This is a genomic window from Leisingera sp. ANG-S5, from assembly GCF_000813925.1.
Taxonomy (GTDB): domain Bacteria; phylum Pseudomonadota; class Alphaproteobacteria; order Rhodobacterales; family Rhodobacteraceae; genus Leisingera.
In genome coordinates, this window is the sequence record NZ_JWLH01000028.1 from 1 (window position 1) to 11412 (window position 11412).

Here is an 11412-nt window from a genome sequence, read left to right on the forward strand (position 1 = left end):
AAATCCTGCTCCCGCAACCAGCGATACAGAACGGCCCGAAGCACCGGCTTTCAGGGCCGCTTTTGTTTGCCCCAATGCCATCAGTCCCGCAAGTTCGCCAACCAGCTCAATGGCCAGAGAGCCATTTTCCGGGATCAGTCGGACCTCGGACAGGAGGCTGCGGAGGATCGTGCCAGCTTCGCTCTTGGTGGCAGGGTCGTTCAGTGCGGCGGTAAGACCGGCGACCTGCTCCCGGTAAAGACCGGCAAGGCTCGGGTGCAGCAGGACCGGCGGCTCAGTCGGCGCCTCTTGCAGTTCAGCTTCCAGCTCTTCTTTGCGGGCCTCCAGCGCCGTCATCTTATCCTTCATGCTCGGATGAAACATACCATCGCTGATGGCTTCGATGATGTTGCTGATCTTGCCGGTAACTTGTGCCAGCTCGCGTTCAGCCTTGGCGCGATCCTGCTGGATCGTTCCTGCAAGCCGGTTGTATTCTGCCTGGTAGGCGCGGGTGAACTCCGCAATCAGGTCGGGGTGCAGCAACTCGTCCTTGAGGCCGTTCAGCACGCGGTCTTCCAGGCGGTCACGCCGGATGGTCAGGCGGTTGCTGCAGGTGCCTTTGTTGCGGGCGCTGGCGCAGCCAAAATGCGCCTTGCCAACGATGCTGTATCCGCCGCCGCAGACGCCGCATTTGAGCAGGCCGGAGAGCAGGTGCCTCGCCCGGCGTGCACGTTCCGGCCGCATGACGCCCTGGCTGATGACATCACTGCGGCTAGCTTGCTGGCGTGCCTTGACACTCTGCCACAGGTCCTCCCCGACGATGCGCAAACCGGCTGAATATGGCGGCCGATGCACATCGCGAGCAATGCGCGGCGGCGGACCGGACGCGAGATCAGAAATCCAATCAGCAAAGCCTGACGGAACCAGATCGCGCGGCGCATGGCGGTAAGGCTCGCATCCGCTTCGGCGCTTTCCATGCGCGTAAGTGCCCAACTGAAGATTTTTCCGGCCGAAACCGGATGAGGGGCGGGCAGGGCGCATCGGTCAGCTTGCGCGGCAAGGCGCCTTGAGGCAGTTTCCAGCCAAGCCCAGTTCCAATCCGGTGCAACACTGTTGGCGACGACGTAGAGGTCGGTCACAAGTCCAGCTGTGGAACTCGGTTGCAGGCGTGCCTCGCATTCCTCCAGGTAGGCGCGCACGCGGTTGGGCGTGATGCGCTCAGAGGGGAGTTCATCCAGCCCCGCCGGATCGGTGCGCACAACAAACGACAGCCACTGCCCGTAAGACTGGCGGCGCTTGGTGCGGGTGCCGTCCGACCAGTTTGCGCAAGGGCCTTGACCGTCGAAGATGTCACCAGGGGTGAAAAGGCTGTCCCAGGCGGCTTTATCCGCCCGGGGCCAGTCTTCGAACTTGAGAACGAGGGGAATAGGATCAGCCATTGCTGCCTCCCCATTTGCCGAGGACCACATCATCGTAGTGGTCATGAGCCCACTGGTTGGAGACACCGGCATAGAAGTCCATCGTCGTCTGCAGTTTCTTGTGCTTGAGCAAACGGCGTACGGTCTCGAAATCGCCCGGCCGCTCCTTGAGGTACAACTTAGCAGCGATATGGCGGAACAAATGCGGATGCACTTCGAGCCCCGTTTCACGGTACACTGTCCGTTTGAGTTCGGATCCGAAGTTGTCAGGGCCCCGGGGCTGGCCAGTGTTCTTAGCGGGGAACAGCGCAGTTCCCTTTGCTTCAGAAATCACCGGGCGGTACTGGGTGATGTAGCGGTGCAGAAGCCGCGAAGTTTTGGCGTTGAGATCAACCTCGATCGGCTCCCCGTTCTTCACTTCGGTTCCCTCGATGCGCACCGAGTAAAGCGTGCGGGTGCCGTTCAGCCGCGGGCGGAGATGCCCGTTCAGATCGAGCCCCGCGAGGTTCTTGATCCGCATCGGGCAGCTCAGCAGTATCGCAACTGCCGCGGCGTGCATTGCCGCCAAGGCACTGGCACGGGAAAAGGGGGCTTTGTCAGCGCGTTCCATCAAAACCTCACTGAGAGTCACGAGAAGCACGACATTGTTCCAGTCGTTGAACTGCATCAGGCGCTCCGCGTTTTTGCTGCTCATACCCTTGGGATCGGCGGAAACCTTCTTCTTAATGGCAGCCAGCCTGTCCAATTCGTTCTCGGGCATCTGCAAATGGTGCCGCGCGATAGCGGTCAGGGATGCGGCAATATTGCCAAGCCCGCTGGGCATCGAGTTACTGCCATTGCGGTGCACGATGGCCCGGAAGGCCGCCTTAATGTTTTCTGCGGTGATGACCTCTGCCAGGCAGTTGAAGTCTTCCGGTTGGGCGCCTGCCTGTACCAGCGCATCCAGAAATTGTCGCAGGTGGGCGCGGATATTGCGCAGGGAGGTCGGCCGCAACGCCTTGTCAGGACCGCCTTCGGCGAAGATATCCGCGTGGGACAGGCGGTCGATGTAGGCGTCGATCTCCTTCTGCAGGCAGTGGGGATAGTCGCTCATCGGCCGGGCGAGGTAGCGGTCACTCCGTTCTGTTTCCAAGACAGGAAGATCCAGGCCGTTGCGTTTGACGAGGTGGTTCCATGTCTGGATCATCGACTTGCAATGGTCTGCAGGCTCTTTGGTCAACAGGCGGCTGTCCAGAATATTGCGATAGGCAAGGACGGTTTCCTGGGTCACATCTTGGGGTTCAATACCGCGGTTGCAGCAATAAGCGGTAAAACGGCTGAGACCCCAGACCTGGTGTTTGGCGGCAGCAGTATCAAGGAAGCCCTTCCAAGCCGGGCTGCGTTCTTTCACCTCTTCATCGATGGGGAGGGCGCCAACCGAACGCAGTGCGTCCGCGAGGTTGCTTTTGATATTGCTGAGGCTTTTGGCCGACATGCCGCATTGCGCCGGGTGCAGTCCTCCAAGCAGGCGGCGCAGGGTACGGACATCCGCTGGGATGTCGCACGGCGGCCGGTGCAGGAAGTCCGAAATACGGCGGACGGCGGAGAGGCGCGCCTGATGGCGGCGGTTGTCTCCGGTTGGGTTTTCCAGCAGGCAATGGAGGACGTCGGCGAGCGACTGGAAACTTGGGTTATCGGATTGCATGGTTATCTCCTGATTTGTGAACTTTGAGGACATTGGGGGACAGGGAGGGCAGGGCGGCCCACGAGGGGACATTCGGGAAAACAAGGGAACGAATTTGTATCCAAAATCCGTGCCCCCGTTTTCCCGAGCCTTGGAAAAATCAAGCCAATTGAGGACATTAGAGGACATGTGCCAGGACCGGGTTGCCGCGGGCGGCTGCGAAGGTCTTGAGGTCGGCCCGGGCGATCCGCCAGTCACGGCCCAGGCGCAGTGCAGGCAGATGTCCGGAAGAGATCCAGCGCCGCACGGTCTTGGGGCAAACGCGGAAGGTGTCCGAAACCTCTTTCACGGTCAGGAAGGCGGTGTCGGCGGGGAAGGGGAGGTCAGCCATTGCCCGCCTCCCTGTCTCCGGATTTGCAACGGGTTGCAAACTCGGCTCTGGCAGCCTCTCGGGCGAGGAGGCGGGCCAGCGCAAGCAAAGGCTCGGGAGTGGCGGTCGAGGGCAAAACTTGCCCGGGAGCAGAAGACGCACACGGCATCGGTCAGTTCCTTCTTCAGGAACCGCACGTGGTAATGATCACGGTGGTCTGGCATTGGAGCGCACTCCAGACAGCAGACCACTGACCTCAATTGAGATCAGGATCATTGCCATCGAGTGCTCCATGGACGCGAACCGTCCAAAATGCTCCCTGCGGCCCAGCCATCAAGGCTGGCGGGTTAACAGTGCTGCAAATCTAAGCGTTGATAAGCTGTTGTTCAAGAAGGGAAATTTGTTACCCTTTTGATGCCTTTTATCGACATCTGGGCGCGGTCATTCAGGTTTTCCAGTTGGTTCGGCGGCATCCCCGGCTGCCGTTTGAATATTCCGCACGAGGGCCAGGAAACCCCGGCCTTCGAGTGTGATGAATGCAAGGGGAAGTCAGTCCCAGCCCGACTTTACGGCGCCTTGCACTGTCACCGTGATCCTGTCGCAGATGGTGTTGTCGGGCTGCAGCCTGAACATGAAAATCCTGCTGTAGCCCCGCCGCGTACCGAAGCCTCGGGATGGCTCGATCAAGTATCCCAGCCGGATCTTGTCGCGGACGGCCTGCACCATGGCGTGTGAGTTCAGGCGCAGGTCGCGGACGGCGTCATCCTCAATGCGGCGGTTCCCTGTGCGGCGGTCTAAACTGACTGGCTTGCGGAAGTTGCGGCTGATTTGTCTGAGGATGGCGGTAGCCTTCCCGCGCAGATGCGATGGGTAGGTGCCGGTGATGTACATATACGCAGCCCGGTCGGAAATATCGGCATGCAGCTTGGTGCCGGAAACCATTTCTGAGGCGAATTCCCCGTACAGTCCAGCTCGGTCGATAAGGGGTTTACGGTCCCTGGTCCGGATGATCATGGTCAGTCTCCCTGTCTGCTCTTCCCTCAGGAAAGTGTATAAAAATCATAGGCATGGTACATGCTGATGCCTGAATGTAAGCACGTTACATAGTCAGGCATCGCAGTCCAGAGAAAAATGAGACTTATAAGTCGTGGGTTTATAAGTCTCATTGAGCGATCCATCACTTTGATGGATGTCCGTGAACGCATAGGTTGGAACTTGAGGCGACTACGCAAGGAGCGTGGTATTACCCAAGAGGATTTCGCGACGGACAGTGGCTTCGACCGAGGCTATATCAGCGGAGTCGAGCGTGGAGTTCGAAACCCATCGGTGCAGGTGTTGGAACGGATATCCGAAGCACTTGGGGTGGATGTGGCGGAGCTATTTGACTTGGGAAAGGCAAAGGCTTGTTGTGGTCGTCCCTAATGTTGGTTTTTGAGATGACTCAAATACAGCCGCTGTACTTTGCGCCCCAACCCAATAATGGAACGTAACAGTTTAGTTAAAACTTGTCCGTCGCACTTGGTGCAACAAACCTCGAAAAACAGCCACTTCTGCCCGGTCTCGGGTTTTCAAGTTAGGTAATCTCCATCTGATACAAGTTCAGGTTGCTTATTAACACCTAAATGGAAGTGTTCCTTGTTCGCGGTGTAAGATGCTTTTAATATTTTTTGCCTGGCAAGGTGTTGACGAGGTAATCGGGCAGCGAAAGTTTCAACATAGGAGGTATCGAGAATTACACCTCACCAAATTCAACCATTCCCGTCAACTAAGGCACATGCATGTTTTCAGCTGGGAAACTAACCTGTCTTAAAAAGTGCTATTCTTAACCCTTGGAAAGTTTTTCTCCCTCTGGGTTGCGATGTCGCTTGCTCACTGTTAGATGGTAAAGGTTATGTATTTAAAGGGATTGATTCTGCGAAATGACAATATCAATTAGCTGGAGGAGGAGGTTCGGAGATGTTGATGAGATACTATTCGCATCTGATAGCCGCCTTTCCGCTGGTTACCGATGGGACTGCGCTCAAAAAGTGTTCCCTATAGATGGCCCAAACTTTGCGGTCTCATTTTCCGGAAACTCGGACTTTGCATTGCCGTGTATATTTCACCTGCAGCAGGCCGTTAAGACATATGGGCGATACAGTACTGGAGCGGCAAGGATTGGCGAAATTTTGGGGGATTTTTTGAGGATTGTCAATCAGCTTAGGGAGATTGTTGATGATCAGTCAATTGCTCAATTTGACAAAACAAATTTCTTGTTTTCTGGGTATGATCACTTCACCGGAGAACCGGTTCAAAAAAGAATCTCTTTTAACAAAAGCCTCAACAAATTTTGGCGCTACCCATTTAATGGATTTAGAGCTGGAGGTGTGGGTTTCAGAATTGGGTTTGTTGGAGATCTTTGGGAAGACTACTCGTCAACTTTGGCTGAAGTCGTATCTGAAAACGGAACTGAGCTGGACTATCAGCCTTTAGAGGCGCTATGGAAGGTTATTTCACGTCAAAAACGCGATAGTCATGTTGGAGGGATGCCTCAAATACTGAAGGTGTACAAGAGCCGAAACTACCTTCCGTATGCAGTAAAAAGAAATGAAGCAAGTAGCGATATTTACCTCTACGGCCGACCTCTACTTCCCTATCAGATATCCTACTATCCAATGTGTCACTTGGACAGGATTGGGATGGATGGTTTTGTACATTATCCGATAAATTCGCCCAAAAGAGAGATTTCGCCGCCACCTAAAGTTTCATAAGGCGGCCGACCGCGTAGCTTCGTCTCCTCCAATCATTTCCTCCTAAATATGAACCTCAACGGTTTCACCCTTGGGAAGTATCACCAACATTCAAGAGAAGGCTAAACCTTCAAGGGTGTGGGCAAAAACCAGATACTTTGGAGGCATTTCGATGCGCTCGCGGTATTACGGACTTGGCAGTCATCTCCAGTACTCTGGAGGCCTACTTAGCGGGAACATCGTTGAAATAGATCTCATGCGTAGCTATTGCCATGTCTTCGGCTGTACCACCATGAAAATTCGAACCAAGTTCATCATTGGTTCGTTCATATAGGTGGTATGGCTCAAGTTCACGGTGGGAAAGCAAAATCACACGTCGCATCCAAGGTTGTTCGTTGAGCGTTTTTGCTAGTTGAATTTCCGTTTTTTCAAATGCTGACAGTTTGGCAAGTAGGATGAATACGTCGAACCGTTCTGCTGGTAGCGCGTTAGCAACTTGTCGTAAGTTCTCTATATCGTTGGCATCAATGGAACCGCTCGCATCCTTGCATTCTCCAATCAGAATTGGTGTTTTGCTCGAATTTACACTTTCGACCACCACGCAAAAGTCGGTTTCACAGACAGGTAATCCCGCGTCAGGGTCTTTCGGCGTAAGGTCATGTGATACGCCAAACTGCGTCTCAAAAGTGGATCCGAATAAGTTCACGGATAGTTGCTGAAGAAGAAGAGATACAGGGATTGCGCCTTGGACATTTTTTTCAATACCAAGGAGCCCACTTCGCCTATAGGCAAAATCATTTTCGACCAACTGCCTTGTAGCATCGAAGTCACTGCCACACAGATTGCAGACTGCTTGCTGCTTTAGTTCGTCAAGGGCGATCCAGCTCTTTAGAGAGCATGCTGGGCAAATCAGGTCTACACCAATTCGAAAAATCCCTTTCTCAACTAGGTGGCCGAACACCATTGCCGGAGTAAGCTTTTTCGCCCAATCTCGTTGCTCAATAAACAAATCACAGTGGTCTGAGAACTTTGAACCAGTGATTTTGTTCGTTGAAGCAATTATCTGCAATGCCCCCTTCTTCCCAAAAGTCGCGGTCGGACCGTAGGTTTTAAGAAGCTGTCGAACACCGGGGATTTTAAACGCGCGTGCTCCATCTACTCCCCCCATTCCCAAAATCAACTGTCTTGTGATAAGCCCGCTGGCACTTACCTTGGCTGTATAGCCGCCCAAATCGAAAATTCGCTCAATTAAGTTTTGAACATTAATTGCCCGGAGATGGATGTCGTGATCTGCTGCGTCAATTACGACGCCGACACTGCCTGCTTCCAGGCGAATTTTTCGGTGGTCGTGGTGCATTGTTCGCGACGCAAATTCGTTAAGTTCCGGTACGCACGGAGGAATGAATGTGTAGTTTGTCCCGTCTGTCTTTCCGCCTATCAATGAAATCGATGCTACTAGGTGCTGTGTGTGAAACCGTGTATCTCCAGCAAATGGCTTATCCTTCATTGCGAAGCGGAGCCTAGGGCGCTCTGGGTTTCCGCCAAAAACACCAAGAGACGCCTCTTGACCGAAGTGCATTTGCATTGGACGAATGTTCAATCCATTCCAACTTTCAATGCTTAGCCCGCGTAAAAGTACATCTTTATCCCCAACGCTTTCGGCTGCCTTCTTGAGGGCGCCGTCGCGAGTCCAGATCGTAGGTCTAGACCTGAAAGAAGTGTCCTGGATTTTCAGGTGCTCTCGAATACTGGAGAAAAGCCTAGAGTTGAGCTTAGAAGTTCGGTCTGGATGGTTGAAATCGTGAAACAGTAAACTTATTCCGCACGCACGAAGGTTCCAAAAGTTGATCAGGTCGGCGCCATTCTCCACGTCGCCGGCATAAATACCCTCACAAATTCCTTTAGCTCTTGCTCTATAGTGTGGGGTCAGCCCAAAACGACCGAAATGTGTTACTCTTGGGTAGTCCAAAAGGTCTTCGGGGACTTCACTGTCTATTGGGATTTCGACCTCAGTTGGCGAAGTGACCTTTAAGAAGAAGCTTTTGTAGTCGATGCCGGTGTTCTTGGGATCAGGAAATTCCCCAAACTGAGCTAGGAATACATCAGCTAGTGGATCGTTTGCTTGCCATTTTGGGAGCCTGAAGCCTCGATCCAGAATGGACTTCCATTTCGGGGAATGTCTCCAGCGATGGTACAAGTTCTGAATATCAAGAACCTGAGCTCTACCTTCTCCGTCCGCGCCAGAGGACATGAAAAGGTCACCATTGTAGTATGGCTTGAGAAGATATGGAAACTTAGCCATGAACGCGCCAAGCTCTGGAGAATCTCCGACCGGAACGAGAAAATCTGGGCTAAAGATTTCAACGAGATTGGCCGCTTCCGGTTGATCTACCGGCACTATCGGATTGTAGAGCCCTCCCCATAATGCGTTGCAGATTCTAACAGCTTCTCTGAAGCTGTCACGATCAGAGGACACCATCACGAAGCCAATTCGGAGTGGTCTGTATACTATGTCAATTCGATCTGCTTCCATCACTAGCGGAGGCTATCAGTGTTACTTGTGAACGAAAAGATTAAGTCTGCGTTTCGACGAAGGTTTTGCAGATCCTCGAGTAGTCAAGTGGTTTTCTGATTTGTCGGTGAAACCGAGCCCGACGAGAGCGTGTGGGAACTTACGTTTCACACAGGCTCGGCCGCGAGCACCTGTGCGCACTTGTTGCGTTCTAGCGTAGCAGAAGTAGTTGTTGTAGCCTCAAAGCCGTGTCACGGCGGCGCTTGCAAAGGTCTCGTCGACGGCCGAAAGAAGGTGACAGACAGATCAAAGCGCACATCGTCAGAAACACCCTATTTTCGGTATTTTTAATAGCGTGATAATGGTATTTGACATGTAGTGCCTCGCCAGCCGTTATAAATTCGCCTATCAATGATGGTCCCGCGGTACCCTATAACGCCGAAAATAAAGACTTCTACCATCCATTGTGCAATTAGCCAGGTTTCGTGAAGCTGTAATCCAGTGGGGGAATTCCTCGTATCTTGGTGAACCAACTTATTCCTGAACCGTGAAATAATCTCAAAAACATCAATGTCACTGTTGTTCTTCGAAAACTTTGCAAGCTCAGGACTCCTCGACAGCAAATCGCTATCGATCCCAAAGTGCTGGGCAGCAGCGCGATTTTTGTCTGAAAATGCAATTGTACGGTTATTCATCATGGCTTTTGACCAGCCTGCGCGATATGTGAGGATGAAGTTCACAATAGCTTCCAGGGCAGAATGTGCAGCAATTATTGACATCTCGATTGATGTGGTGCGCGAAACATTTGATGCGCGATAAAAATTAATGGTTTGGTGGAGCGCCTTATTGGTCTTCTCTTCTGCACTTGCCAATGAGAACTGAGAAAAAATTTCAGGAAGATCCTTCTGTATCTCTATATCAAACCAGTTAGTTTCTCGCTTTCCTTGGTCGTTGCGCGAGAACCCTAGCGACCTAAATGCAATGGAATCATTCTCGGCATAGGCGAACAGGTTGCCTAGTCCACAATGACAGCCCTTTGCAAAGGTTAAGAAGTTAATAAACGGCGCAAGTGGCTTGAGCGGATCCTTCGCATTGAGGTGCAGGTCTGACCTGATGAAACACGTGGCACCTTCTGCAGATTTTGAGGGTTTTATTTCAAACTTGTTTCCATTTTTATCGATAAGAAGTATGGGGTTTTTCAGAAATCTCGGGGCTGATATTAAGGCTGCCTCAAATTTTTTTGAATCTGACTTGTCTATCAGTACTAATGGTTCCCGGGAGAGTCGCGCTTCTACAATTGGCTTGTTCTGTTCTGGGTTGAATTCGCGCTTAGTAATTAAAATTGGCCAAGGGTCGCTGTCCGCTTTGTATCTCACCTGGATTTCGCAATTCAATGCGGACATTGTAGAGGGAAAAATTTCCCCTAAACTAAGGAGTGGGCTTCCTTGCTCGTCATACGATACTAAAATCTCCGTCGGCCCTCTATTTTCACCGTTTATTTTGACCTGTTCGACAGCAAGCGAGAATGGAGGAACTTGCTTGATGTCCTTAAGTTGGTTTGGAAGTAACATCTTGGTGCCTACTAGGTGATCAATCATCCGCGGAATGTCGCAATACGATGATTGCTTGACTATCAAGCAATAGCGTCAAGAAAAATACACGAATCCGTCTCTGCCGAGACTAACTGTTTCAAGATTGTCGGAACCTGGCCTCTTTATGCAAGAAGGTTTCCTTCGCCTTGCAGCCCGTGACGCAACTAGCAGCATTGAGGAATTTGACAACGGCGTGCCAATTGTCGGCTTTAGAACTGTTGGGCGATCGCTATCGCGCTTGCTTCATGATGAGATTTGAATAGGGCGCCGATTTCCGCAAAGGGGAACTGGCCATCATCGACAGGATTCCTGCAGCTGGGGGTGGCGCTTTAGGGCTGTTGCTTTCAAGCGGTGCTATCGTAAGACAGCATCTAGGACTCAATACGTAATCGTAGATTGAACACGGCAACTTAGCAGTGTTCTGCAACGCTGGTTGCCTGCTCCCGCAACCAACAAAATAACCGTAATATCAGTGTGTTACGCCTCGCTCTTGCGAGGCTTTTTGCGTTTCTACCACCAGCACTGGAAGCACTGTGGAAGCACGCAGTGCTGATAGGGCCTGTAGCAGACAGGCAACAGCGCTCGGAGCAGAGGAGACAACGAAAAGAGCCCTCACCAGTCATTGGTCAGCTTACGCCTCCTCGCTCGTGCAGCGAGCCGTGAACTGCGTAACGCCGTCATTCAAATACTACTAACGAATAACTGCATTCGGGGCAAAACAGCCAATACAGTTGCCTCATCAAGGCAGCTGAACGCGACCAATATGTACTGAGGCCAGAAGTTGCTTCAGTTACTGGTCTGCGGCTTCAAGCGGCAGAGCAACTGTTCCGGAGAAATAAGCACATCCGTCAGTTAGTTCGAATGCGATAAGCCCGTCGACAGCTGCGGGTATTCCCTTGGAAGATGGGTGAGATATTGCGAAGATGACAGCGTATCCCTTGAAATCACCGATGTGAGCATTGTCACTCAAGTGTATCGCTGTTAAGTCAGCCCCCTGAAGGGTAATCCATGTGACGTGCTCCCCGCAGAGTCCGCGGTTATTAGTTCGCCCTGTTCTGGGTTTGGTCCACTACTGACCGTTGGTGATACTCCCACGGGGTGAGCCCGTCGAGGCTCGTATGCGGGCGATGGTGATTGTAATCGTCACGC

The 11412-nt window shown here is 52.4% G+C and carries 9 protein-coding genes; 2 read left to right on the top strand and 7 right to left on the bottom strand.

Going from position 1 to position 11412, the window contains the following annotated elements; translation table 11 throughout:
• The 4 genes from RA25_RS21580 to RA25_RS21600 form a co-directional block, all read right to left on the bottom strand.
• On the bottom strand, positions 1-1020 hold a 1020-nt coding region (locus RA25_RS21580; RefSeq protein ID WP_193747998.1), incomplete at its 3' end, for a zinc ribbon domain-containing protein.
• Positions 1021-1410: 390 nt separating this feature from the next.
• Positions 1411-3081: a tyrosine-type recombinase/integrase gene (locus RA25_RS21585; RefSeq protein ID WP_193747999.1), complete on the bottom strand. Its 1671-nt coding sequence runs from the start codon at positions 3079-3081 to the stop codon at positions 1411-1413.
• A gap of 157 nt (positions 3082-3238) precedes the next feature.
• Positions 3239-3451: a helix-turn-helix domain-containing protein gene (locus tag RA25_RS21595; RefSeq protein WP_039174926.1), complete on the bottom strand. Its 213-nt coding sequence runs from the start codon at positions 3449-3451 to the stop codon at positions 3239-3241.
• A 528-nt stretch (positions 3452-3979) separates the two neighbouring features.
• Positions 3980-4444 carry a hypothetical protein gene (locus RA25_RS21600; RefSeq protein ID WP_039174928.1) on the bottom strand — a complete coding sequence of 155 codons (465 nt, stop codon included), beginning with the start codon at positions 4442-4444 and terminating at the stop codon, positions 3980-3982.
• Between the two features lie 171 nt (positions 4445-4615).
• Between RA25_RS21600 and RA25_RS22540 the strand changes: the two genes are divergently transcribed.
• Positions 4616-4852, top strand: a complete 237-nt coding sequence (locus RA25_RS22540) for a helix-turn-helix domain-containing protein (protein WP_082023130.1) — start codon at positions 4616-4618, stop codon at positions 4850-4852.
• Between the two features lie 497 nt (positions 4853-5349).
• The gene (locus tag RA25_RS22875) at positions 5350-6180 is read left to right on the top strand and encodes a hypothetical protein (RefSeq protein ID WP_152612265.1); all 831 of its coding nucleotides are present in this window, start codon (positions 5350-5352) and stop codon (positions 6178-6180) included.
• A 202-nt stretch (positions 6181-6382) separates the two neighbouring features.
• Here the strand turns inward: RA25_RS22875 and RA25_RS22880 are convergent, their stop codons facing one another.
• The 3 genes from RA25_RS22880 to RA25_RS22890 all read right to left on the bottom strand — a co-directional run.
• On the bottom strand, positions 6383-8641 hold the full coding sequence (locus tag RA25_RS22880) for a hypothetical protein (RefSeq protein ID WP_206539717.1): 2259 nt from the start codon (positions 8639-8641) through the stop codon (positions 6383-6385).
• 377 nt (positions 8642-9018) lie between these two features.
• Complete coding sequence (locus tag RA25_RS22885) at positions 9019-10269, bottom strand: hypothetical protein (protein WP_206539718.1); 1251 nt, start codon at positions 10267-10269, stop codon at positions 9019-9021.
• 1034 nt (positions 10270-11303) lie between these two features.
• Positions 11304-11412 (bottom strand): integrase core domain-containing protein (locus RA25_RS22890; protein WP_152612268.1); only part of this gene is annotated, 109 nt, incomplete at its 5' end.

What these genes read in the sequence shown, in the direction of transcription:
- RA25_RS21585 (WP_193747999.1), bottom strand. Translation starts at nt 3,081, where the DNA reads ATGCAATCCGATAACCCAAGTTTCCAGTCGCTCGCCGACGTCCTCCAT.
- RA25_RS21595 (WP_039174926.1), bottom strand. Translation starts at nt 3,451, where the DNA reads ATGGCTGACCTCCCCTTCCCCGCCGACACCGCCTTCCTGACCGTGAAA.
- RA25_RS21600 (WP_039174928.1), bottom strand. Translation starts at nt 4,444, where the DNA reads ATGATCATCCGGACCAGGGACCGTAAACCCCTTATCGACCGAGCTGGA.
- RA25_RS22540 (WP_082023130.1), top strand. Translation starts at nt 4,616, where the DNA reads ATGGATGTCCGTGAACGCATAGGTTGGAACTTGAGGCGACTACGCAAG.
- RA25_RS22875 (WP_152612265.1), top strand. Translation starts at nt 5,350, where the DNA reads ATGACAATATCAATTAGCTGGAGGAGGAGGTTCGGAGATGTTGATGAG.
- RA25_RS22885 (WP_206539718.1), bottom strand. Translation starts at nt 10,269, where the DNA reads ATGATTGATCACCTAGTAGGCACCAAGATGTTACTTCCAAACCAACTT.